Below are 22,427 nucleotides of genomic sequence, written 5' to 3'. Positions count from 1 at the left end.
AACGGCAGAAAAGGGGTGTGCCGAGCTTGTTGAAAACCGGCGCGAGCAAATTTCCCGCACAACGAAACCAGAACAAACCGTGTATAAAAGACAGAGATCCGGCGCACGCCCCAACATGCGCCGGACCGGCTCACCCCCTTTCGCAACACCCAAAAGGAGATGAAATTGACAGATGAGATCGACGTAACGAGCGTCGCCCAAATAGTCGTAAAGGGCGACAAGATGTCCCTAAGCTGCATGACAGCAGATGGGAAAAGCGCCCTGATCAACCTACCGCCGGAAGTTGACAAACAAATCATTTCCCTCATGGCCGACGCCCTCCGCAAACGAAGGGAGAAAAACTTTGACCAAACAGCCGGAGCGCTTCTGGCGGACACTGAACTGCAACCTCTCCGGTTGGAGAAGTCGTTAGAAGGCCTCGAAATTCAGGAGAAGTTTGTTCTTGAAATGTCAGCTGAAAACAGCACGGGTGTAACATTCCGCCTAAACCCGGAGAGCTTACGCCGCTGGATTGATACCGCGGAGGTTCAGATGGCAGAACAAAATAAAAAAAAGCGCAAAAAGCTGTTCTGACGTGGACGAATTCCAGGCCGCGCTCGGTGAGATGAAGCTTCATTCCGCAGCCTCCTGATCCAGCACCGAGCGCGCATGCGTCTGCAGAACAATCAGAGCCTCGATTGCGCGGCTGAGCTTGTCGGTGATTTCGAGATCTTCTATTTCTTGGCGGGTGATCTGGCCGTCATCGCTGAGTGCTGTGCAAATCGCCTCTGCCGCCTCGGCACCGCGCTTCACTGCGGCGCCAACCGCAGACGGCCAGTTTGTAATGGCCTCACGTGAGCGCGGGAGCGGCACAAACACACCGTTTGCCAAACGGCAGAGTGTGCGCACGACGGTTGGATCATCCCCGTCAATCGTCAGATCCATGAGAACATCGATCGGGATATGGTCCCGATCATGCGCCTCGGATGGAGAGGCATACTTGGACAAGGTTTGCTGACTAACGCGCGTTGCGCCCGCCGCCTCTTCCTGCCCGCCAATCCCCCGCAACAGCCGACGAACGGCAGATTTCAGGCTCGCACGGTCGTGCTCTGTGGTCGGCCGGAATTTCATGGCGTAAACCCCTCGGATTTACGCGATGACAACCCGCACGAGCTGAGTGATGCTTGATCAACACCGAAACCAAGGAGATCTTCAATTGTGACCGCACCTTCTGTTGCAGCTACAATGCGACTCGCGAGCCTGCGGCTAGGGAAGCGCTTCCCTCGACAAATTCGCGAGATCGTCGATGGCGTGGCATTGACGATCTTTGCGAAGTCGGACTGCGCAATCCGGCGTTCGGCCAAAAATGTTGCTAAGTTCGTCATAGCAACCATAATTGCCGCAATATTGCCAAGGAGGCAATATGCTTGATCAAATTTCTTTGGGGACGAATTGCCAAATAGGCCCTAGCCTACTGTGCCAAAAAGGCAATAATGCCTTTATGCACAAGAGCCCGATCAAACTTGCCAAACATTTAACCGGCTTCACAGGCGAGCGCCTAGCCGAAGAACTTGGCATCTCAGCCGCGCATCTATCGCGCATGAGCAATAACAAAAGACGCATTACAACTGATCTGATCGATCGTCTTGCCCGCGTGTCAAACAAGACACCCGAGGAATTTTATCGGCTTTTAGGCACAACCCCTGGCGAGGTTGAAGAAGCAGCGGAAGCGCTTACAGGCCATCCATCGGATGAGCCGTTAATGATTAACCCAGACGCCTTTCGCAAGGCGTATGAACGCGCCAGAACCATTGAAGAAACAATGCTCGGCGGACGCGGCTCTAACGCTGACTTTGCCGTGATTTTTGAACAAGTATACTCTGACATTTTGCGTAATGAGGAAGACTGACAATGAGGAGGCCGGACTTCCTTGCGTTGTATAGGTGTAAGACACCATACAACCCTGACGAGATCTTAATTGACAACATCGCCTGGATACAAAAAGAGAAACTTGAAGTGATCGCAGAGCAAATGTGCTTTCAGGTCGCCGGACACACTCATTTGCGCGCCCTTGCGGGCGACCAGGTCATAAAGTTTGACAAATTGATCAGGCCACTACTGGTCGCCTCCGATCAACAACGCAAACTCCTAATGCACAGGGGATACAATCTAGACGAAGAGTGAATTCCAATGAACGGATTTGTAGTCGAGCAACCCATCAGCTTACTCAGTAGTGGCGACGGTGATTCCTTTGCACGGACACTGCTTAAAAGGTGGCAAAGATCGGATGGCTATCTCACGCGCGACTTTGGCCATGATCTGAGCATCGACCGGCTTGTTATGCTTGACACTCTTCGCAGCAACGAACTCTCTCCGGAGATCCTGTATTGCGGCGAAAATGCACTCGCGGGAAAGGTGATTGGTGAAAGGTGGCTTGAAGAGCCAACAAAAACCACGGCCTTTCGACCTGAGTTTCGAGAGCTTGTGGGCGCCCACTATGGCAAGGCGCAAAAGTCCGAATTACCTGTTTTTGACCTTGTCTCTGCACCAACTTGCGTTGACGGGAAGTGCTTCAAATTCAAATATGAGCGCTTGATCCTGCCGGTTCGCACCCTCGCAGGCGCAATGTTTTTATATTGCTACAGCTTCGCAGCAGCGGCTAGTCCTCATAGGTTAGATCAAGAACCATCTGACGAATTCCCACTTGATCAACACCGACAAAATATACATCCCGCAAATCAATTTGCGCTGGAGGCACACGCCACTCAATACCGCGCGGATAAACCATAGAATATCCCCAACGGGCCGCATACCCTTTCAAAACCTTGTCTGGCCGCATCCAACCGTAGGTTAATGCGGGCTTCCATTCATCATATGCCAGCATGATCAGTAACTTTTGGATCAAACCAAGAAGATCGCTGCCACGAAACTCTTTTGAGATCCACCCGTCCCCGATGTAGGAAAACGGCCCGGTGATCCCTTGCGCATAAAGACAACTTTCTGGAAGAAATTCAGCAAACTCGCCGGCTTTTTCTGACGGATAAAGGCGCGACCAATGCGCCGACAGAAAGTCTTTCAAATCCCACCCAGGCTTATCGTCATACCGAGCTGCTACCATCCCGACCGGCCGCTCACTATGCTCGTCTCCGGCATACGCAACCATGACCATCAGATGACCTGGAGAAATATCATTCATGCTCCGCGCAAAGTGCGGCCCGAGCACACCCTTGCCAATTATGTTGGCCACGCACTCCATCTCAGCAACTTCATAAAGCAGCCGAATTCTGGTCACACCAGCAACTGACAAAACTTGATTGCGGACCATGCCAGCAGCGCATTGAAGGTCCAATTTATTGACTTGCTTGACGACCATATCCCGTCTCAACCGGCTCCAGGCTCGTAAAAACTACCAGAAATCATAACGTTTTTTTGGACCTAGCGAACCTGAGTCAAAAAACTTTACACAAAAAGTCATTTTGATATTGCCTAATTGGCAATATTGATCATAATTGAAGTCAACACCTGATCAATAACCGGATGTTGTTGATTTGGAATTCCCCAAGCCCGCCACCGGGGAAAAGAGCGGGCGACCGGCCCCACAGCCGGCGCCCGCGCCAATCAGGAGAAGGGAGACAGGCGATGCAGACAAAAGAAACCGCCGCAAGCCTGTCAAAACGCGTCAGCGACCTGGAGAGCAAAGTAGAACGACTTGAAGCGGACGCATCACCAAGACTTGACGCAGCTGCTGTAGCGGAAGCAATCCGCGCCAAAATCGAAACTAGTCGTCAAATTCGCTATCAATTGACGGGAACACGTTCATGATCTCGTCTTTGCAGATTTCTATGACGCGATCCCAACCCTCGGGCGCACCCCCGTCACTCTCCGCGATCTGGTCCAACTGCGAAAGAGCACCTTCCAGCGCTCCGGTCCTGATCTTCTCCATGGCCTCATCGCTGATATTGTGCATGGTTTTAAAGGCAATCATGATCGACATGATACCGACCTTATGCGCAAAAAGCCGGGCATACGTTTCCTGCTTTAAAGACGCCAAGCGCGCCTCCAAATCTTCAGACGCAACAGTTTCCTCTGCCATGCTTTTCCTTTCCTTGAAGCTTGTGGCGTGGAAAGGCCGCACCACTCTCGCGAGGAGCGGTGCGGCCAAGTACATTCATAGTGCCCGATTCCACTTTCAATCTAAAGCTGTGTGCAAGGTGGATTTCCGCGCGGTAGCATTCCCGACAGACAACAACCGGGAGATGACACCGTGACAGCCAGCATTCAAAACACCAACAGCGCCATCGCGATCCTGGAACGGACTATTGACGACTTCCAGAAACACCCGGATGCACCCACGGTTTTGACCAAAGGGTTCCATCTGGCGACCCTGATGGATTCGGTGAAGAAATGCCTGGCAAGCCTGTCCGCCCAAGTGCGCTTTTACAACAGCGCCAAGGCAACCACGCGCGCCATTCTTGTCCGCCGGGACGACGGCGGAGACGACTATGTTTCCGGGCTCGACCTTGAGGCCCTGCGCTTGCCACTGCCGAACCTTGAGCAGGACTACGTCATCTATGGCAAGCCGGATGCCCTGCGCGCCGTCGCAACGGCCCTTCACAGCAGAGGCTGGCCATCCAATGGCCCGGCTCCGCTGACCGAGCTTGGCCGCGAGCTGGCAGATGCTGCCATCAAAGACTGGAAGGAACCGGATCCATGTCCTACGCCATCACCAGCCTGATCCAGGCAACCGCGCCTTATGCGCTTTTGGGCCTTTCCGGCCTCTGCCTGGCCGCCACCCATTTCGCCGAGCGCCGCCGCCAGAAGGCAGACGCCGGCAAAAAAGCTTCCGTTCAGTCCTTCGGGGTCTGGCCGGAAGGGAGCGAAACCTCCCCTAAGACCACCCGCAGCGGCTATCTCCTCCCGGCCGCAAATGATCAGCGGGTGAAACTCGGCCCTGCCCGTTTCACTTCCTCCCGCGAGGCAGGGCCACTTTTCTTGATTTCCAAAGATCGCAAGGCATGAACCGCAGGGTGCACGCACTATGACACCGTTGGCAAAACACATTCTTATGGCGGCCCACAGCCCCAACCAGTCACTACATGCCGCGCTTGGACAATCTCATTGCTTTGAAGTCAGCGCGATTGCAGAAACCGCATGGCTGATGGCATGGGACGCCGCATACGGTCGCGTGAAGCTTTCTTCGGAAGACTTGTTTTTGCCATCCGAGCCTTGCTTCATTGAATTCCGCCTGCCGCCTGAAATCAGCCCAAATATCAACCGCGAGCACTTCGGAGGCAAAGCCCGCATCGGCTGGCACCTTTGGCGAGATGGTGACCAGATCAATGGTCTGCAGTTTTTGGGAGCAAAGGGGCACAAAATTTGCCACCTTGGCGAACTGCACATATTTCGGGAGCTTAAGTGCGGGCCACTCTTCTCTGCTACCGACCTTGCATCCTGCGCACCGCTAAGTAACGACGGCAAGCATTGCGAGAAGCGGATAGATCTGCAAGCGCGCGCGCTATTGGCAATCGTTATCGGCTTGATCAATACACCTAAGATCGTTGGGCGGCGTCAGCATATGCCACATCGCGGGTTAGAAAAACGACTCCTGCGCTCTCGATCAGTTTCCGGAAAGTTCCCCCTTAGGGCATGGACTGAAATCCTTCTGGAGATCACCCCGACTCGCGACACAAGCGCCGAGCCGCCCAAGGAAGCACACCTAACTGGAAGCAGAGCGATGCATTTCTGCCGCGCCCATCTGCGCGTCAAAAGAGGGAAAGTAGAAGTTGTTAGAGGCCATTGGCGAGGCGACCCATCTCTTGGAATCAAGCGATCCCGCTACATCGTGAGCCAACGAGAAGAGACCTTGAGCACCGAGACAGGAGCGCAAGCATGAACAAACCAAACGCGAAAAAAACAAGCGAAACATATTCCTCCGTTCGCATTGACAAGCGCCCACTTAGTCCGCCGTCAGCAGCCAAAACCGTAATTGATATGGCAGACGCCATTACCGCCGCCGTCCACAACACCGAGTTAGAGGTCTCGGACCTAAGCATCGATGTAAAAGGCGACGGCCGCACCGAGGTCTATGCAAAGCTGCAAAAGCGGACGCATTACGAACCAGACCGCGATTAGGAGACACCAGGAGAGAAAGCATGACCGCTGACAACTTTATCACTCAGCCTTCGATCCATATGTCGCGCGTTCGCCTCACGATCAGCCGAGCCTCGGCAGAGCTGGCAAAGGCCGCGCAAGAATCCGAGTGCGCCGGCGATCACGCCCTCGCCAAAGACATTCGCGCGATCGGCAACAACCTGGAACACGTTGCCGGGATGCGCCTCAGACCGCACGGCCCCATCAGCAAAGATAGCGGCACCGGCCCGGCGAAGGCGAACACGCCCGCCGGGCAATCTTCCCAGTGAATGAGAGACTGAAAGAATGAGCCTCGCAGAAGACAATCTCACACTGTTGAAACTGTCCGAAGTGAAGAACCGTGTTTCACTGGGCAGCTCGACTATTTACAGGTATATTGATGCCGGTCGGTTTCCGCGACCCCGGCAGGTTGGCCGCGGGAATGTCCGATGGCTTGAGCATGAGATCAACGACTGGATACGCGGATTGCCAGTCAACGACAAAGAGATGCCCCGGCCATAGACCGGGGTTTCTTTTTGTTCGAAACCGGGTACAAAACCGGGTATATTCGCATTATTGCACCGACTTATATTTTACTTTTCAATTAATTACGCGTTTAAAGTGACTGCCACCCCCTCCGCCACTCTCTTTCGATGATCATCGCGAGAATGTCGGCCGAGGCAGCCGATATCTGTCAAACGCTCGAGCCGATCATCTTTTCAGGGCGCACAAGTGCGTCAAATTCTGTTTCCGTTACATAGCCAAGATTGAGCGCTTCTTCGCGCAAGGATGTGCCGTTCTTGTGAGCTGTCTCGGCGATTTCCGTGGCCTTGTCATAGCCAATCGCGGGAGCGAGCGCGGTTACCAGCATCAAGGACCGTTCCATAAGGCGGGTGATATTATCCTCATTTGCCTTAATTCCGGACACGCATCGGTCTGCGAAGCTGATAGAGGCATCGGCCAGCAACTTGACCGACTGCAACATCGCATTAGCCATCACGGGCTTGTAGACGTTCAGCTCAAAGTGCCCCTGGCTTCCGGCGAACGAAATCGTTGACTGGTTACCGTGAACCTGTGCGCACACCATGGTCACGGCCTCGCACTGGGTCGGATTGACTTTGCCCGGCATGATGGAGGAGCCGGGTTCATTTTCCGGTAACGCCAGCTCGCCAAGCCCTGACCGCGGTCCAGACCCCAAAAACCGGATGTCATTGGCGATCTTAAACAGGGATACCGCGACCGTATTGAGCGCACCATGTGCGTAGACATAGGCATCATGCGCTGCAAGCGCCTCAAACTTGTTGGATGCGGTTCGAAACGGAAGACCGGTAATCGCGGCCACTTCGGCGGCGAATGCAGTGTCGAAGCCTTTTTTCGTGTTAAGGCCTGTCCCGACGGCCGTTCCTCCTTGCGCCAGCGCATATAACCCGTTGAGCCCTTCGGTGATACGCTCCATTCCAAGGGCAAGTTGAGCGGCGTACCCGCCGAACTCCTGGCCAAGGGTTAAGGGCGTTGCATCCTGGGTGTGGGTTCGGCCGATTTTGACGATATGCGCCCATTCTTCCGTTTTTTTCTCCAGAGCGGACTTCAAATGTGCCAGTGCGGGCAGCAGCTTTTCTTTGATTTCCGTAGCTGCAGAAATATGCATGGCAGTTGGAAAGGTGTCGTTTGAAGACTGGCTCATGTTGCAGTGATCATTCGGATGCACTGGTGTTTTGGAGCCGACAACACCGCCAAGCAGCTCAATTGCGCGGTTTGCAACTACCTCATTTGCATTCATGTTGGTCTGAGTGCCCGAACCGGTTTGCCAGACGACAAGAGGGAAATGATCGTCCAGCTTTCCGGCGGCGACTTCCGACGCCGCCCGTTCAATCGCGTCCGCCAATTTCGGATCAAGCTTTCCTTGAGCCGCATTCACACGGGCAGCCGTCTGCTTGATGACACCCAGCGCATGGATGAGAGGACGTGGCATCGTCTCCCCGCCGATCGGAAAATTGATCAGGGAGCGGGCTGTTTGGGCGCCGTAGTACTTATCTGCGGGTATCTCCAGTGCCCCAAAAGAGTCTGTTTCGGTCCGGACATTGTGAGACATGTTCACCTCGTTAGTCGCAACTGCCTGTTGGGCTTAGTTGGTCTCGCTGGTGAACAGTTTCCAGAGACTGCGCAAAATATGGTTCTGGGTGTGTATTGGAAGATGTTCGACTCAGATCCAAATTAGGGCGACAACCTGTGGCTCAAACGTACAGAAATTTTCGGGTACCAGAAATCCAATGACAACCACTGATAGCCGTTCTGCATATTGAAAGGTTTCTCTTCGGGGGGTAGTGCTGAAGGCACGCCACTCCCGAGCTTCAATCGAAGGACCTGAATATGGAAAGCTTTGCTGGTGACTTGAGGGAAATGGCTCGAACGCCTCTTCACCAAAGCCATGTCCAGGCAATCCGGGATCTGGGAACGGAAGTCCGCTTGGATGCTGGCACAATGATCGCCGAAGTTGGCGACCCGATGGACCGGTTCCTCTATATCCTAGAAGGGCGTGTCGAGATAATCGACACCTACACGCGGGAGGCTTACTTGCCGTCCTCGCTTGGACCGGATCAATTCATTGGAGAAATTACGTTTTTGAATGGCGGGGCTTATACGCTACCGCTGCGCGCCAAGGAAGACACGGTTTTAATCTCTGTCTCCCGGAAAGACATGCTTGCGGCCATGTCGCGAATACCCGAGATGTCGGACATCATCATTTCGGTTTTTGCTGCGCGCCGGCGCCGCCAGGTTGAAGAGCACGACACGTCGCTGAAGCTAGTCGGTGCAGATGTTGACCGCGATGTCAGGCGGGTTGCGGAATTTGCGGCGCGGAACAAGATCGCGTTTCAGATGATTGATCTCGGGTCTGAAGACGCGGATGAAATCGCGCAGAGCTGCAAGCTCAGCGGCCGGCAGCCGGCCGTTGTCTTCGGCAAAAACCGGGTTGTCGACCAACCCACACCTGCCAAGGTGGCAAAACTCTTGGGTCTGGCGCAACACTTTGAATGCCATGAAACAGTAGATGTCCTTATCGTCGGCGGCGGACCGGCAGGCGTTGCAGCAGCCGTATATGCAGGAGCGGAAGGTCTATCCGCGGTGCTTGTCGAGGATCTGGCCATTGGGGGGCAGGCCGGGACGTCCAGCCGGATCGAGAATTACATGGGCTTTCCGACCGGAATCTCCGGGTCAGATCTCGTTTGGCGGGGCGAAGTGCAAGCGCTCAAGTTTGGCACACGATTTTTGCGGCCCCGGCGGGCGGAGAAACTGGAACGGCGAGCCGATGGGACATTCTGTGTCACGTTGGACAATGGCAAGGAAATTTGCGCCAAGGCCGTTGTCGTTGCGTCCGGTGTCCAGTATCGCCGTTTGCCGCTCAACCGGTTGGAAGAATTCGAGGGCACCGGTATCTATTATGCCGCAACGGATATGGAGGCCCGCTATTGCCGCGGCGCTGATGTCGTCGTGGTGGGAGGCGGCAACTCCGCCGGGCAAGCCGCGATGTATCTGTCCAGAGCAGCGTGCCATGTCCACATGTTGATCAGGGGCGACAGTCTGGCTGAATCCATGTCGGACTATCTTCTTTCAAGGCTCGAAGCTGACCCGTCTGTAACAATCCATTACAAGTCCCAGATCAAGGCGCTGGAAGGAGACGCCGCGCTGGAAAAAGTCGTGATCGACCGGAATGGAGAGGACTGGAACCTGGACTGTCCCGCTGCCTTTATCATGGTGGGTGCAGCCCCCAACACAGACTGGCTGTCAGAAACCTGTGACCTGGATGAACGCGGCTTCGTGCTTACAGGCGATAAAGTTGGCGAAAAATCACAATATGCAACATCGTGTCCTGGGCTGTTTGCCGTTGGTGATGTTCGAGCCGGCTCGGTAAAACGTGTTGCTTCGGCCGTGGGTGAAGGATCTGTTGTGATTTCCCACGTGTGGCAACATGTGCAAGGTAATTGAAGCGTAGGCCTTTTTTGGAAAGCTCTTGGTATGCCAAGACGACAGTCGAAACTGTTCAAGATAACATCCGGCCGTGTGCTCGCCGGGTTCGTGCTGTTGTCCGCAATCGTTGCCGTGTTGTCGGAACCCGTCATTGAGACGTATTTTCAAAAACAGGCTGGCCTGCGGGGACAAGCAACCCTGAAACTGACAGTGGAAGGGTTGAAAGGTGCGTTGCAGCGCTATGAACCCCTGCCCTCGCTGATTGCCGAGCGCCCGAGCCTGGTTGCTCTCCTGAAATCCCCGACAGACCCTGAACTTTTAAAGCGGGTCAACGAAGACCTCCGGCTCTCTGCGTACCGGCTGAAGGCTTCAGATGTCTATGTGATGGATGTCTCCGGCATAACGCTCGCTGCCAGTAGCTATCAAAAGGAGCTGTCGTTTGTAGGGCGAAGCTTTGCTTACCGGCCCTACTTTACGCAGGCACTTGAAGGCGGAACCGGCCGCTTCTTTGCACTTGGTACAACATCCGGGGAACGTGGATACTTTTTCGCGGCTCCCATTGAAGACAATGAGCGTGTCATAGGCGTGGTCGCCGTCAAGTTTACAGTTGATGGGTTTGAACAAGCCTGGCGCAACGCAGATCATCAGATCATCGTGTCTGACCTGCGTGGTGTCGTCTTCATGGCGAGCCGGCCGGATTGGCATTTCCGCACCCTACGTCCGCTGACAAGAACCGAAATCGCTGAAATTCAGGCGAACCGGCAATACCCGGCGGATGGGCTTCTTCCCCTTGTCAACACGGTAAAGCCACTCACGGAGGATCTCAATCTCATCAAGATTGAGGATGAACCAAGTGGCTACCGCTATATCAGCAGCTCGGAATACATCTCTGACGCCGGGTGGAATGTACGGATCCTGGTTTCCGCCACCAGAGCAAGAACACAGGCCTTTGCGGCGGTTTTGATCCTTGTCCTCGGGATCATGCTGATTGGATTGGCCGTCGCCTTTTATATCCAGCGGCGCGCGCAACTTCTTGAACGGCTGCTGACCCAGCAGGCAGCACAGGAACAGCTCGAAGTCCGGGTGGAAGAACGGACCGCTGATCTCAACCGGACAAATGCACAGCTTTTGGAAGAAGTTGCCGAACGAAAGGCAGCTGAAACCAGGCTGCGGAAAACCCAGACAGAATTGGTGCAAGCGGGTAAGCTGGCAGCGCTTGGTCAGATGTCCGCAGCGCTCAGCCATGAGTTCAACCAACCGCTTGCCGCGGTAAAGTCTTACGCGGAAAACGCTTTGAAGCTTCTTGAAAGGAACAGGACACCTGAAACCCGGGAAAACATCAGCCGTATCTCTGAAATGACAGATCGGATGGCGTCAATCTCGAAGCATTTGCGCAACTTTGCACGCCGTCCGATGGAAAAGGTCCGGCCGGTCCCTCTGGTACAGATCGTCAATGACGCGATTGGTCTCCTTCAACCAAGGCTCCGGGGGAGCGGCGCAAAGCTCAATTTCGCTCAGCCGGATGAAGAGGTCTGGGTCATGGGCGGACATATCCGCCTGCAACAGGTTGTGGTCAATCTCCTGACGAATGCACTTGATGCCATGAAAGATCGGCAACCCGTCCAAATCGATATTGGCCTTCGAACAGATGCCGACACTTGTGTACTGTCGGTCCGGGATTACGGCGCCGGGGTTTCGGAAGAGGAAATGGGCCAGGTTTTTGATCCCTTTTTTACAACTAAGCAGCCGGGCGAAGGCATGGGGTTGGGCCTTTCAATTTCATACAACATCGTCAAGGATTTCGGAGGAACGCTCCGGGTTTCCAATCATGATGAGGGCGGCGCCGTGTTTTCGATTGATCTCCTTCTGGCTGACGAGACCGCCAACGAAAACCAGGAAATCCGCGCGCAGGAAACAGCCGCCGAATGAGTGCTCAAAAAATACTCTTTGTCGATGACGAAGAACATCTGCGTTTCACCGCCAAACAAAGCCTGGAGCTGGAAGGCCTTGAGGTTGAGTGTTTCCCCAATGCCGACCAAGTGCTGCAGCACGTAACACGCGACTTTCGCGGTATTCTCGTGACCGACATTCGTTTACCGGGAACCGATGGGCTGACTTTGATGCGCAAGGTCTTGGAAATCGATCCGAGTTTTCCGGTTATTCTGGTGACCGGCCACGGCGATGTCGAACTCGCCGTCAGCTCGATGCGTGACGGAGCCTATGATTTCATTGAAAAGCCGTTCCCCCCGAGCCGCCTGGTCGAAACCGTGCGCCGCGCACTGGACAAACGCCGTTTGACCGTCGAAGTCCGGTCGCTTCGCCGGGAGGTTGGCGCGCGGGATGCCGTCGAAGGGGTTTTGCACGGTCGCAGCCCGGTTATGCGCGCCTTGAGAGATCAAGTTAGCGCTGTTGCGGCTGCCGATGTGGATCTGTTGATTACTGGCGATACCGGTGTCGGCAAGGAAGTCGCCAGCCGGGCAATCCACGAAGCCAGTTCGCGTGCATCCATGCCGTTTGTTCACATCAATTGCGGTGCGCTTCCTGCAAATCTTGTTGAAAGCGAACTTTTCGGCCATGAGGCAGGAGCCTTCCAGGGAGCCATGCGGGCCCGAACCGGGCGCTTTGAGGCCGCCCGCGGCGGGACGGTTCTTCTGGATGAGATCGACAGTCTGTCACTCCCGCTGCAGACAAAACTCCTGCATGCCATCCAAAACCGGGTGGTCACACGGCTCGGGTCAAATGAACCGGTGGAACTGGATGTCCGTTTCATAGCAGCCACCAAGAAGGATCTTGTTGCGGAAGCGGCCGCCGACCGATTCCGGTCCGATCTCCTCTACCGGCTCAATGTTGTGACGGTTACCGTGCCACCTCTCAGTGCCCGCCGGGAAGATATCCCGCTCCTGTTTTCCAAACTAGTCTCAGACGCGGCAACCCGCTTCAAGCGAGAACTGCCCGAAATACCGGATAGTGTTTTGGCCAAAGTCGTCAGTCAGGACTGGCCAGGAAATGTTCGCGAACTGCGCAACGCCGCCGATCGGTTTGTTCTGGGGCTCGCCTCTGGCATTGATCATGGCGACGATGAACACCAAGACCTCGGTCTTGCTGATCACATGGCCCAACATGAAAAGGCTTTGATCGCGGCAACGCTTGCGGCCCATGGTGGCAGCATCAAGGAGACTTATGAGGCGCTCAAGATTTCGAGAAAGGCGCTTTATGAGAAGATGCAGAAGCATGATCTCTCCCGGAAAGCCTATTCTGAAGAAATCTAAATTTTGATCTGACTCCAAGATGTGTCACCTATTCGGGACACGACTTGACCGCTTTGTCACCGTCTCCACCCAAATACCCCCTTCCCTAAAGACAAACTTCATTTCTTGGGGCGCGCAAGCTTGCCTTTTTATCCGTTCGCACTTGATTACAGGGCGGCACGCTTTGGGAGGAGCGCAGGTCCAGTTCAATTTGGTCAGCAGGAATCCGCAAAAACTCCGTGCCCGTTCCGCTCGGAACAATAATCTTTGGAGGAACTCATGAAATTCACCATGATCACTGGCGCGGTTGCAATCGCAGCTATGACCGCGACGTCCGCTTTTGCTCAGGATGAGGATCGCACTGGCTGGCCTGAAAGCTTCACCGTTGGCACCGCTTCTCAGGGCGGCACCTACTTCGCTTACGGTTCTGGCTGGGCAAACCTGGTTGCAGAAGAACTCGGCATTTCCGGCGGCGGTGAAGTCACCGGCGGCCCGATGCAGAACATGGCTCTGGTTCATACCGGTGACGCACAGTTCGGCATGACCACCATGGGCCCGGCAGCAGAATCGCTCGGCGGCACCAACCCGATCGCACCGGGCCTGCAGATGACCAACGCCTGCGCCATGTTCCCGATGTATCAGACCCCGTTCTCAATCACGGCTCTGTCTTCCTCCGGCATTACGTCGATTGCGGACATTCCGGATGGCGCAAAGATCGGCTTCGGCCCGGCGGGTTCCACGTCCGACACCTATTTCCCGCGCATGATGGAAGAGCTTGGCGTGAATTTTGAGCGCCGCAACGGCGGGTGGTCCGACCTTGGCGGCCAGCTTCAGGATGGTCTTCTGGACGTGATTGCATTCGCAGCAGGCGTTCCGGTTCCGGCCGTTAGCCAACTCGAAGTCCAGACCGACATCAACATCATCGAGTTCACCGAAGAAGAGCGTGCGAAGATCCTGGAAGCCTTCCCGGTTTCAGAGTTCGCAATTGCTTCTGACACCTACACGACTTTGGAAAACGACGCGCGTTCAGTGTCCATGTGGAACTTCGCTGTCGCCAACTGCGACCTGCCGGCGTCCTTCGTCAAGGCAGCAGTCAACGTCGTCATGTCCGACAACGACCGTATGGTGAACATCCACAAGGCTGCACGTTCCACGCTGCCTGAAAACTGGACCAAGAACACAGTTCTGAAGTGGCACCCGGGTGCAGCTGAGTGGTTCACGGAAAATGCTGGTGCCGACATTCCGGCCGACATGATCCACGGCAACTAAGACTGTCTTCATAAAAACCAAAGGAGGGCCGCGGGACTTGCGCGGCCCTTACTTCAACGACAAGATAAACTCTGGCTGACGCAGCTGGAGGCGCGGGGGACCATGACCGACAAGACAACACCAGCCGAAGACGACGATCATCTGATCGCGCACGGCGTCGATGAGGAACCGGTTGAGGTAAACCGGCGCCTGTTTGAGGGTAAATCCCTCATGTTCATTACGTCCTTCGCTGCGCTTTATGCCGCATTTCACATGGCGGCCTTGAACGGCCTCTCGATCTCCGAATGGACCGGGATTGTTATCCCGTTCCTGCCGACGTTCCCGATGGAAACCTGGAACTTCCGCATCGTGCACGTCGCCGGTGCGCTCGCGCTTGGGTTTCTTTTGTTTGCCGGCCGGATTGATTTTCCTGAAAAGGGTCAGGAAACACCAGTCCTTGGCTATGTCGCTTATGCCTTGATGATCCCTGCCCTGTTCTCGCTCGGCATGGCCTTCTCCTTCGCCGCTGAAATTTCCAATGGCAAGATGTGGAATGGCATTGATGAAGGCATCAAGTTCAGCGAAACCTACCTTTTCGGCCTGCCACTGATCGTGGCCACAGCCGGTGGCATCATCCTCTCCTGGTTCCATCAACGCGTCCGGTCAGGGTTCGCGGCGCCGGATGTCGTGCTCGCAGTTTGTGGGGCAGCTGTAGCCGCCTACCTGATCACGATCTACGGCACCTTGATGCGGAATTCGACCGGCACACCGTTTGCACCGATCGGCATTTCGATCGCAGCGGTTGCCGGCACCGCGCTCATCATGGAGTTGACCCGGCGCGTCGCCGGTATGGCCCTTGTGGTGATCGCCGCTGTTTTTCTCGGCTACGTCTTCATCGGAGACAAACTGCCAGGCTTCCTGAATTCACCGCCAATTACCTGGCAGCGGTTCTTCAGCCAGGTTTATACGGACGCCGGTATCCTCGGCCCGACGACCGCTGTTTCGTCGACCTACATCATTCTCTTCATCATTTTCGCAGCCTTCCTGCAGGCCTCCAAAGTGGGCGACTACTTCGTCAACTTCGCTTTCGCAGCCGCAGGCCGCGCCCGCGGCGGTCCGGCAAAGGTTGCGATCTTTGCGTCCGGTCTGATGGGGATGATCAACGGAACGTCCGCAGGGAACGTGGTTTCCACCGGCTCCCTGACCATTCCGCTGATGAAGAAGGTCGGCTACCACCGCAAGACCGCAGGCGCTGTTGAAGCGGCTGCCTCAACCGGTGGTCAGATCATGCCGCCGATCATGGGCGCAGGCGCGTTCATCATGGCGGAAATCACCGGCATTCCTTACACGGAAATCACTATAGCCGCCCTGATCCCGGCCGTGCTTTACTTCGTTTCGGTCTACTTCATGGTCGACTTCGAAGCTGCCAAACTCGGCATGCGCGGGATGAAATCTGAAGAACTGCCGAAGTTCGCTCAGATGGTTAAACAGGTTTATCTGTTCATCCCGATCATCATCCTGATCTACGCCCTCTTCATGGGCTACTCGGTGATCCGCGCGGGCGCTCTGGCAACCATTTCAGCGGCCGTCGTATCGTGGCTTACACCGTACAGAATGGGGCCAAGATCCATCTTCAGGGCCTTTGAGATCGCCGGAACAATGTCGGTGCAAATCATCGCCGTGTGTGCCTGCGCAGGTATCATCGTGGGTGTGATCTCATTGACTGGTGTTGGCGCGCGCTTCTCAGCGCTCCTCCTGAGCCTTGCAGATACCAGCCAGCTGTTGGCGCTGTTCTTTGCAATGTGTATCTCGATCCTGCTCGGGATGGGCATGCCGACGACAGCCGCCTATGCGGTGGCCGCATCCGTTGTGGCGCCGGGACTTGTTCAACTCGGCATTCCGCTTCTGACCGCGCACTTCTTCGTGTTCTATTTTGCGGTTCTCTCGGCGATCACGCCGCCCGTGGCGCTGGCCAGTTACGCGGCAGCCGGGATATCGGGGGCAAACCCGATGGAGACCTCGGTCGCGTCGTTCAAAATTGGCATCGCAGCCTTCATCGTACCGTTCATGTTCTTCTACAATTCCGCGTTGTTGATGGATGGCTCGGTGCTGGATATCGGTCGCGCGGCTCTGACAGCGGTCGTTGGCGTGTTCCTGTTGTCGTCGGCTGTTCAAGGCTGGTTTCTGGGAGCGGTAGCGGCCTGGTTCCTGCGCATTGGTCTGACCGCTGCGGCTCTCCTGATGATTGAGGGCGGGCTCATCTCCGACCTTATTGGTGTCGGGATCGCAGCAGCTGTGTTCGCCGTACAGCGGATCTTTCATCCAAAACCGGATGCAGCGATTCCGGTCCGCGGCGCGGATTAACGGATGAGGCGTAAAGCCAAATTCTGAACGCCCAACTCAACACAAAAGCCCGGCCAATTTGGTCGGGCTTTTTTAGTTTGTGCCCGCCCTATCTGACGGATCAACCTTCGGTTAGAGTTGCAAGACGCAGATACCAATCCAATTTCGTATAGGGTCATTCAATGCGTTCCAGAGCCACTGTTTTTTCTAGCGTTTTTGTTCTTGTCTCTGTGGCGTTGGCGGCGCCTGCGCTGGCGCATACTGGTCATGGATATGGTGGCGGGTTCATCAGCGGGTTTGCGCATCCAATCCTCGGGTGGGATCATGTGGCGGCGATGGTGGCCGTTGGATTGTGGGGCGTCTTCCTCGGGTCGCCCTCGATCTGGATTCTGCCGATCGTCTTCCCGCTGGTGATGGCCTTTGGAGCCGTACTTGGCATTCTCGGTGTTCCGATCCCTGCCGTTGAAACCGGGATAGCCCTTTCAGCTGTCGTCTTGGGCCTCATGATCGCGCTGGCAGTTCGAGCGCCGATCTGGGTCTCAACTGTTATCGTCGGGCTGTTCGCAATCTTCCATGGCTATGCCCACGGAACGGAACTGCCCGTCTCCGCCAATGTCTTTGCCTATGCGATCGGGTTCGTCCTTGCGACCGGCATGCTGCACATGATCGGGATCGCATTCGGTCTTCTCGTCAAATGGCCGGCGGGCCGGATCGCTGTTCGCAGTGCCGGCGGTGTCATATCCCTGGCGGGCGTCGCCTTTCTGGTGGGTGCTGTCTGAGAATGCGGGCAGCCGGACTTGGTCTTGGAATTGTTTTGGTCTCAACCGGGGCAGTGCAAGCCCATAGCCCGGTTCCAGGGATTGAAGGCTTTTATGTTGGCTTGCTGCATCCCTTCTCATCACCCGCACAGATCCTTTTGATCCTCAGTGCGGGCCTTTTGATCGGCGGGTTTCCAAGGGACAGGGTGCGCTGGTTGCTGGCAGCCTTTCTCGGCTGTTCCTTCGCCGGTCTGTTCTGGTCCGGCGGTGAAGTGTCAGACGCGCTGGCCTACACCGTCGCCATCGCAACCAGTGCCTTGGCAGCGGCCTCCGCCAACCGGATTTTTCCTGCCGCTGCTATATGTGTTGCAATCGCGGGCCTTCTTCTCGGGACAATGTCTGTGCCCGATGGAGGACTTTGGTGGGATAGTTTCGTGACGATGACCGGTTCCTTGGCGGGGCTCAATATCTTGATGCTCTATCTGTCCGGATGTGTCGTCGTGCTCAATGAACGGGTTCAATGGGCCATGCTGCCGGTCGCATTCCGGATTGCAGCTGCCTGGATTGCTGCTGTTTCATCCATGATGCTGGCGATACAGTTTGCACCAGATTCCTCTGCGCCAGCGCTCTAAGGAAGACGTATGACCTCACAAGCATCTGCCGAAATGCCTCAAGAAGACAAACCACCTAAAGCCTCGCTTCTACGGCGGTTTCTCCGCGAACCGTTATTGCATTTCGTCCTTCTGGCAGCTGGTCTCTTTGTTGCGCAAGGCATCATTGGCGGAGATGAGCGGGAGGTGATCGTTGTTGATGCGGAAGCCCAAAGATATCTCTTTTCCCAGGAAGAGGACCTCCGCCTTCGACCGTTGGGCGATGACGACAAGCAGCGCATTGTCGACGCTTTCATCGAGGAGGAAATCCTCGTGCGGGAAGCAAAAGCCCGTGGGTTCACCGACAGCTCCCGGGTTCGGGCGTTGCTTTTGCAAAACATGCGCTTTTTTATTGGAAGCGACATACCCGAACCGTCCGAAGACGACTTGCGCGCCCATTTTGAGGCCAACCTGGACGCCTTTACCAGTCCGCCGAGCCTCGATCTGAACCATGTCATGTTCTCAGACCCGGATACTGTGCCAGAGGGAATTCTGGATGTGCTCAATCAGGCCGAAGATCCTTCCACTCTCGGGGACTTTGATACCCGGCTCGGGTACCGTTTGCGGTTTATTGATCAACGCCGGCTTGTAGGCCTCTTTGGCACCGAACCTGCCAAGGACTTGCTCTCGGTCAGCGAAGACGACCAGGACTGGCGCGGTCCTTATATATCCCCAACGGGGTCCGTTCATTTTCTTCGCGTGATCAACCGGAACCCGCCGCGCACGCCAACTTATGAATTGGCCCAAGACTGGATTTCAACGCATTGGTTGTCGGCAAAATCCAACGAGCTGCTCGATGCAGCGCTGGACGACATGCGGCAGAACTATCTTGTTGTGGTCGAGCCGGTTAAGGGCGGGCCGAATGACTAAGGCACACCCGATTGCCGCGCTTGTGTTGGTGGTATTGGCGGCTTGGTTGTGGCCCGCATCGGCATCAGCACACTCGCTGGGTGTCGATAAAGCCGAGCTGATCGAAACAGCTCCAGGTACTTATCAGCTCCTCTCAAAGGTTCCACAGCGCCTTTCCAGTGCGATCACGACACCCATCTTGCCGGACCGGTGCGCCTTTGAGGAATCGCCGCGCGGAGAACGTGGGTCTTATCTGGTGCTGTTCCGATTCACTTGCGAAACAGCTCTGACGTCTGACGACCAGCTCGTCCTCCCATGGAAACGCGATGGCGCTTTGCTGACCGTGCGCTGGTTCGAGCAAGAGCCCCTCACCAGGCTCGCCTCACGCCAGGGCGATGCCATTGTTGTTGATCTTGAGGAGTATCTTGCCGGGTCCGGATCCATCGTGAAGGCAGCCTCCCGGTACACGAAGCTCGGGTTTGAGCACATCCTCGAAGGGCTGGACCATCTTCTGTTTGTGTTCGCGCTGATGATTGTCGTGCGCAACGGTTGGCGTTTGGTCAAGACCATCACCGCCTTCACCATCGCGCACAGCATTACGCTGGCGCTGGCAACGCTCGGCTATGTCAACCTGCCGTCCGCGCCGGTCGAGGCCACGATTGCCCTGTCAATCGTTTTTCTGTGTGTCGAGATCGTCCATGCGGCCCGTGGCCGGATCAGTTTGACCTACCGGTATCCCTGGATCGTTGCCTTTGCCTTCGGCCTTTTGCATGGCCTCGGGTTCGCCGGTGCGCTCTCGGAAATCGGCCTGCCGCCAAATGAGATCCCGATCGCCCTTTTGTTCTTCAACATTGGCGTGGAGCTGGGGCAACTGGCCTTTGTGTTCGTGATCTTGATCGCGCTCAACCTGCTCACGGCCCTCCGCTTCGGATTTCCAAGATGGGCGGAGCTTGTTCCAACCTATGTGATCGGAACGCTTGCGATGTACTGGACCCTGGAGCGAACAGCGGCGATTGGCGGTCTTTGAGTGCCCGCGCCCAGAATCACATCAGCATCCGCGCAAGATTTGGTTGTTCGGAAAAGAAAAGGGCATTCAAATCGTCGATCGCCATGGGGCCGCCGAAGAGATACCCCTGCCCCAGTTCACAGCCAAGCGCGGTCAGCATATCACGCTGTTCGATCGTCTCAATCCCTTCGATGAGCGCCGTGGACTCAAGTGTCTTCACCATGGTCAAGGCCATCGCTATCAGGCCATGCCCCGCGTCACCGTCCCGCAGGATCTTCGTCAGAGACGTGTCGATTTTCACTTCATCCCATTTGTATTGAAGAATGCCGGACAAGGCGGAGGTTGGCGTACCAAAGTTGTCCAAGGATAGGGTGACACCCAGTGAACGCAGATCCTCAAGGCAACCATGGACACGGTCGAACGTGTTAAGGAGCCGGCCTGCTGCGACCTCTACCTTCAGCCGCTTGGCGGGGAGGCCCGTGCTGCTCAGGCAATCTTCGATCATCGGGGCAACATCCCCATGGAGCATGTGCGGCACAGACAGATTGACCGCCAGATCCACGTCCCCGGGCAGCAGCTGTACCTGAGCACAGGCCGTTTCAATAATTTTGCGTTCCAATGGGATGATCAAGCCGTTCTGCTCGGCGATCGGAATCACCTCTGCAGGTGCAATCCAGCCGAGCTGTGGATGATACCAGCGGGCCAAGGCCTCAATCCCAACGATTTGACCGGTCTTCATGTTAAACTGCGGCTGAAAATGCGGCAGGCAATCTTCCTGTTCAAGTGCCTGAAGCAATGCGCGAGAAATGCCGGATTGCCGCTCCGCAACCGCTCGCAAAGGCGGTTTGTATGTTCCGACATCCCGGCGGCCTGTCCTTATTTCCTCCGAAACAGCCAACAATGCGTTTTGCAGCCCCGCGCCCGGGTCACGTTCTTCCTGGTCTATAAATGCGATCCCCGCGACACTGTTTACTGGATAGATACCGGAGCGAATTGCCACTGGCCTGTGAATATGGTCGCGCAGCCGATTGGTGATCTCTAAGGCTGTTGTTCCACTCTCGTGATCCATCTTCATGGCAACGAAGAATCCGCTCCCACTTGCCCGCGCAAGACATCCTGGCTCGGGCCCAAGATTGATCTGATGTTGGATCCGTTCGGCAATGGCCGCGAGAATGGAATTCCGATCAGTCTCGCTTGCAGATCCGGATCCAGTCCAGGGCATAACCAGATCAAAATAAAGCACGACCAAATCCTGGTCGTCGCGACGCTTGGACTGCAGTTCCTCGATTTTCTCGATCAAGACCTTTTGTGTCATCAGCCCCGTGGCCGGATCGTGCCTCAACTCGGCGGCTGCACGGGCGAGATTGAACCCGTGGCGTTTTCTTTCATTGGCAAAGTACCGCAATCTCCGGAATAACAAGAAAACCCAGGCACTGAGACTTGCAATCAATCCAGCGCCAAGAAGCGATTGAATACGGGCTTGGCGATTAAGAGCCGCGTTGCTTTCTTGAGCAATTGACGACATACGGTTTTCGGCCAAATGCCGGACTTGGTTCAACGACGTTCCGATCTGGTGGACTTTTGCCAGCGCCTGTTCAATCGAGCTTCTGTTGTCCAGATTGGAGATCAGAGGTTCAATTGACCCTGCCATCTCTTTAGCGTCCGCAAGCCTGCGCGTTATGAGAGACGCTTGCGGACCAAGTTCCAGCAACGGGTTCACGTGCCAGGAATTCAGGGCGTTTTGAAAGCGGACGAAAGCTCTGGCGACTCGGGCTTGATACTCGAAGTCGGAGTTGTAAAGCGCACTCGTCAAAAGGCTCTCCAGCCGATGCGTGTTGAGCAGGCTGGAAGACGTAATGAGCGCTTGCAGAGCGTCGTCCTTTGCCTTCGCATCCTGCCGTTTTTGGACCATCTCGACTGCGCTGATCGACAGAGCAAACGTCATTGCGATCACGACCAATGGAAGAATATATCGGCTATAACCAGGCCGGCCCGTCATGCTAACTGTCCTACAAAACTTACGTGTATTCAGGCAGAACAACGCTGGTACGCGGCCGGGAGAAAGAGTCTCACCATCCCGGGTGCAGTCCTGGTGGAAGCCAGGCAGCGAATTTCCAAGCGTCGTTTGAGAGACAATGAGCGCAGACAGTTAACTGCACTTGAATCCATTAAATGGCATTTTCTTCACCAAGGATATTATCCCTGACAAAACGCGGTACTACTAATGGCGTGTTAAACCGATCATAGAAAA

General features: G+C 55.5%; 23 protein-coding genes. 17 read left to right on the top strand and 6 right to left on the bottom strand.

Annotated elements, in window-relative coordinates; translation table 11 throughout:
- The first annotated feature begins 165 nt into the window (after positions 1-165).
- Positions 166-573 carry a hypothetical protein gene (locus RBB44_RS09980; RefSeq protein WP_306147216.1) on the top strand — a complete coding sequence of 136 codons (408 nt, stop codon included), beginning with the start codon at positions 166-168 and terminating at the stop codon, positions 571-573.
- Between the two features lie 39 nt (positions 574-612).
- Here the strand turns inward: RBB44_RS09980 and RBB44_RS09975 are convergent, their stop codons facing one another.
- Entirely contained in the window at positions 613-1,110 is a 498-nt protein-coding gene (locus RBB44_RS09975) for a phage regulatory CII family protein (protein WP_306147215.1), read from the bottom strand.
- Positions 1,107-1,364 (bottom strand): helix-turn-helix transcriptional regulator, encoded by a 258-nt coding sequence (locus tag RBB44_RS25510; RefSeq protein WP_371932241.1) that lies wholly within the window; start codon positions 1,362-1,364, stop codon positions 1,107-1,109. The genes RBB44_RS09975 and RBB44_RS25510 overlap by 4 nt, the downstream gene beginning before the upstream one ends.
- Positions 1,365-1,402: 38 nt before the next feature.
- Here RBB44_RS25510 and RBB44_RS09970 point away from each other — a divergent pair, with 38 nt between their 5' ends.
- Positions 1,403-1,888, top strand: a complete 486-nt coding sequence (locus RBB44_RS09970; RefSeq protein WP_306147214.1) for a helix-turn-helix transcriptional regulator — start codon at positions 1,403-1,405, stop codon at positions 1,886-1,888.
- A gap of 750 nt (positions 1,889-2,638) precedes the next feature.
- Here the strand turns inward: RBB44_RS09970 and RBB44_RS09965 are convergent.
- The gene (locus tag RBB44_RS09965) at positions 2,639-3,352 is read right to left on the bottom strand and encodes a hypothetical protein (RefSeq protein ID WP_306147213.1); all 714 of its coding nucleotides are present in this window, start codon (positions 3,350-3,352) and stop codon (positions 2,639-2,641) included.
- Between the two features lie 405 nt (positions 3,353-3,757).
- Positions 3,758-4,072, bottom strand: coding sequence for a hypothetical protein (locus RBB44_RS09960; protein ID WP_306147212.1), 315 nt, complete (start codon positions 4,070-4,072; stop codon positions 3,758-3,760).
- Between the two features lie 171 nt (positions 4,073-4,243).
- On the opposite strand from RBB44_RS09960, the gene RBB44_RS09955 reads away from it, so the two are divergent.
- From RBB44_RS09955 to RBB44_RS09930, 6 genes are read left to right on the top strand one after another with little or no spacing between them, the layout of a single operon-like run.
- The gene (locus RBB44_RS09955; protein ID WP_306147211.1) at positions 4,244-4,714 is read left to right on the top strand and encodes a hypothetical protein; all 471 of its coding nucleotides are present in this window, start codon (positions 4,244-4,246) and stop codon (positions 4,712-4,714) included.
- Positions 4,690-4,998: a hypothetical protein gene (locus tag RBB44_RS09950; protein WP_306147210.1), complete on the top strand. Its 309-nt coding sequence runs from the start codon at positions 4,690-4,692 to the stop codon at positions 4,996-4,998. The genes RBB44_RS09955 and RBB44_RS09950 overlap by 25 nt, the downstream gene beginning before the upstream one ends.
- 19 nt (positions 4,999-5,017) lie before the next feature.
- On the top strand, positions 5,018-5,872 hold the full coding sequence (locus RBB44_RS09945; RefSeq protein WP_306147209.1) for a hypothetical protein: 855 nt from the start codon (positions 5,018-5,020) through the stop codon (positions 5,870-5,872).
- A complete protein-coding gene (locus RBB44_RS09940) occupies positions 5,869-6,111 on the top strand; it encodes a hypothetical protein (protein WP_306147208.1) in 243 nt (80 codons plus the stop codon). The genes RBB44_RS09945 and RBB44_RS09940 overlap by 4 nt, the downstream gene beginning before the upstream one ends.
- Before the next feature lie 20 nt (positions 6,112-6,131).
- Positions 6,132-6,398 (top strand): hypothetical protein, encoded by a 267-nt coding sequence (locus tag RBB44_RS09935; protein ID WP_306147207.1) that lies wholly within the window; start codon positions 6,132-6,134, stop codon positions 6,396-6,398.
- Positions 6,399-6,414: 16 nt separating this feature from the next.
- Positions 6,415-6,630, top strand: coding sequence for an AlpA family transcriptional regulator (locus RBB44_RS09930; RefSeq protein ID WP_306147206.1), 216 nt, complete (start codon positions 6,415-6,417; stop codon positions 6,628-6,630).
- Positions 6,631-6,802: 172 nt separating this feature from the next.
- On the opposite strand, the gene fumC is transcribed toward RBB44_RS09930, so the two are convergent.
- Positions 6,803-8,200: a class II fumarate hydratase gene (gene fumC / locus RBB44_RS09925; protein ID WP_306147205.1), complete on the bottom strand. Its 1,398-nt coding sequence runs from the start codon at positions 8,198-8,200 to the stop codon at positions 6,803-6,805.
- Positions 8,201-8,478: 278 nt separating this feature from the next.
- On the opposite strand from fumC, the gene RBB44_RS09920 reads away from it, so the two are divergent.
- The 9 genes from RBB44_RS09920 (at position 8,479) to RBB44_RS09880 (ending at position 20,197) form a co-directional block, all read left to right on the top strand.
- Positions 8,479-10,092: an FAD-dependent oxidoreductase gene (locus tag RBB44_RS09920; protein WP_306147204.1), complete on the top strand. Its 1,614-nt coding sequence runs from the start codon at positions 8,479-8,481 to the stop codon at positions 10,090-10,092.
- 30 nt (positions 10,093-10,122) lie between these two features.
- Positions 10,123-12,003 (top strand): ATP-binding protein, encoded by a 1,881-nt coding sequence (locus RBB44_RS09915; protein WP_306147203.1) that lies wholly within the window; start codon positions 10,123-10,125, stop codon positions 12,001-12,003.
- On the top strand, positions 12,000-13,343 hold the full coding sequence (locus tag RBB44_RS09910) for a sigma-54 dependent transcriptional regulator (RefSeq protein WP_306147202.1): 1,344 nt from the start codon (positions 12,000-12,002) through the stop codon (positions 13,341-13,343). Before RBB44_RS09915 ends, RBB44_RS09910 begins: the two co-directional genes overlap by 4 nt.
- Positions 13,344-13,601: 258 nt before the next feature.
- Positions 13,602-14,591 (top strand): TAXI family TRAP transporter solute-binding subunit, encoded by a 990-nt coding sequence (locus RBB44_RS09905; RefSeq protein WP_286183631.1) that lies wholly within the window; start codon positions 13,602-13,604, stop codon positions 14,589-14,591.
- Positions 14,592-14,693: 102 nt separating this feature from the next.
- Complete coding sequence (locus RBB44_RS09900; RefSeq protein WP_306147201.1) at positions 14,694-16,934, top strand: TRAP transporter fused permease subunit; 2,241 nt, start codon at positions 14,694-14,696, stop codon at positions 16,932-16,934.
- 161 nt (positions 16,935-17,095) lie between these two features.
- Positions 17,096-17,692, top strand: a complete 597-nt coding sequence (locus RBB44_RS09895) for a HupE/UreJ family protein (protein WP_306147200.1) — start codon at positions 17,096-17,098, stop codon at positions 17,690-17,692.
- Between the two features lie 2 nt (positions 17,693-17,694).
- Positions 17,695-18,303 carry a hypothetical protein gene (locus RBB44_RS09890; protein WP_306147199.1) on the top strand — a complete coding sequence of 203 codons (609 nt, stop codon included), beginning with the start codon at positions 17,695-17,697 and terminating at the stop codon, positions 18,301-18,303.
- Between the two features lie 9 nt (positions 18,304-18,312).
- Positions 18,313-19,191, top strand: a complete 879-nt coding sequence (locus RBB44_RS09885) for a peptidylprolyl isomerase (protein WP_306147198.1) — start codon at positions 18,313-18,315, stop codon at positions 19,189-19,191.
- Complete coding sequence (locus RBB44_RS09880; RefSeq protein ID WP_306147197.1) at positions 19,184-20,197, top strand: HupE/UreJ family protein; 1,014 nt, start codon at positions 19,184-19,186, stop codon at positions 20,195-20,197. The genes RBB44_RS09885 and RBB44_RS09880 overlap by 8 nt, the downstream gene beginning before the upstream one ends.
- 16 nt (positions 20,198-20,213) lie before the next feature.
- Here the strand turns inward: RBB44_RS09880 and RBB44_RS09875 are convergent, their stop codons facing one another.
- Positions 20,214-22,175 carry a GGDEF domain-containing phosphodiesterase gene (locus RBB44_RS09875; protein WP_306147196.1) on the bottom strand — a complete coding sequence of 654 codons (1,962 nt, stop codon included), beginning with the start codon at positions 22,173-22,175 and terminating at the stop codon, positions 20,214-20,216.
- Between the last annotated feature and the right edge of the window lie 252 nt (positions 22,176-22,427).

Origin of the sequence: Roseibium sp. MMSF_3247, assembly GCF_030733765.1 — a bacterium.
In the GTDB taxonomy this organism is placed as follows: Bacteria; Pseudomonadota; Alphaproteobacteria; order Rhizobiales; family Stappiaceae; genus Roseibium.
The sequence above is the reverse complement of the archived record's forward strand: the minus strand, read 5'-3'. Positions and strand labels throughout refer to the sequence as shown.

What these genes read in the sequence shown, in the direction of transcription:
- RBB44_RS09890 (WP_306147199.1), top strand. Translation starts at nt 17,695, where the DNA reads ATGCGGGCAGCCGGACTTGGTCTTGGAATTGTTTTGGTCTCAACCGGG.
- RBB44_RS09875 (WP_306147196.1), bottom strand. Translation starts at nt 22,175, where the DNA reads ATGACGGGCCGGCCTGGTTATAGCCGATATATTCTTCCATTGGTCGTG.
- RBB44_RS09965 (WP_306147213.1), bottom strand. Translation starts at nt 3,352, where the DNA reads ATGGTCGTCAAGCAAGTCAATAAATTGGACCTTCAATGCGCTGCTGGC.
- RBB44_RS09905 (WP_286183631.1), top strand. Translation starts at nt 13,602, where the DNA reads ATGAAATTCACCATGATCACTGGCGCGGTTGCAATCGCAGCTATGACC.
- fumC (WP_306147205.1), bottom strand. Translation starts at nt 8,200, where the DNA reads ATGTCTCACAATGTCCGGACCGAAACAGACTCTTTTGGGGCACTGGAG.
- RBB44_RS09975 (WP_306147215.1), bottom strand. Translation starts at nt 1,110, where the DNA reads ATGAAATTCCGGCCGACCACAGAGCACGACCGTGCGAGCCTGAAATCT.
- RBB44_RS09970 (WP_306147214.1), top strand. Translation starts at nt 1,403, where the DNA reads ATGCTTGATCAAATTTCTTTGGGGACGAATTGCCAAATAGGCCCTAGC.
- RBB44_RS09935 (WP_306147207.1), top strand. Translation starts at nt 6,132, where the DNA reads ATGACCGCTGACAACTTTATCACTCAGCCTTCGATCCATATGTCGCGC.
- RBB44_RS09960 (WP_306147212.1), bottom strand. Translation starts at nt 4,072, where the DNA reads ATGGCAGAGGAAACTGTTGCGTCTGAAGATTTGGAGGCGCGCTTGGCG.
- RBB44_RS09895 (WP_306147200.1), top strand. Translation starts at nt 17,096, where the DNA reads ATGCGTTCCAGAGCCACTGTTTTTTCTAGCGTTTTTGTTCTTGTCTCT.
- RBB44_RS25510 (WP_371932241.1), bottom strand. Translation starts at nt 1,364, where the DNA reads ATGACGAACTTAGCAACATTTTTGGCCGAACGCCGGATTGCGCAGTCC.
- RBB44_RS09930 (WP_306147206.1), top strand. Translation starts at nt 6,415, where the DNA reads ATGAGCCTCGCAGAAGACAATCTCACACTGTTGAAACTGTCCGAAGTG.
- RBB44_RS09910 (WP_306147202.1), top strand. Translation starts at nt 12,000, where the DNA reads ATGAGTGCTCAAAAAATACTCTTTGTCGATGACGAAGAACATCTGCGT.
- RBB44_RS09950 (WP_306147210.1), top strand. Translation starts at nt 4,690, where the DNA reads ATGTCCTACGCCATCACCAGCCTGATCCAGGCAACCGCGCCTTATGCG.
- RBB44_RS09880 (WP_306147197.1), top strand. Translation starts at nt 19,184, where the DNA reads ATGACTAAGGCACACCCGATTGCCGCGCTTGTGTTGGTGGTATTGGCG.
- RBB44_RS09900 (WP_306147201.1), top strand. Translation starts at nt 14,694, where the DNA reads ATGACCGACAAGACAACACCAGCCGAAGACGACGATCATCTGATCGCG.
- RBB44_RS09915 (WP_306147203.1), top strand. Translation starts at nt 10,123, where the DNA reads ATGCCAAGACGACAGTCGAAACTGTTCAAGATAACATCCGGCCGTGTG.
- RBB44_RS09885 (WP_306147198.1), top strand. Translation starts at nt 18,313, where the DNA reads ATGACCTCACAAGCATCTGCCGAAATGCCTCAAGAAGACAAACCACCT.
- RBB44_RS09920 (WP_306147204.1), top strand. Translation starts at nt 8,479, where the DNA reads ATGGAAAGCTTTGCTGGTGACTTGAGGGAAATGGCTCGAACGCCTCTT.
- RBB44_RS09945 (WP_306147209.1), top strand. Translation starts at nt 5,018, where the DNA reads ATGACACCGTTGGCAAAACACATTCTTATGGCGGCCCACAGCCCCAAC.
- RBB44_RS09940 (WP_306147208.1), top strand. Translation starts at nt 5,869, where the DNA reads ATGAACAAACCAAACGCGAAAAAAACAAGCGAAACATATTCCTCCGTT.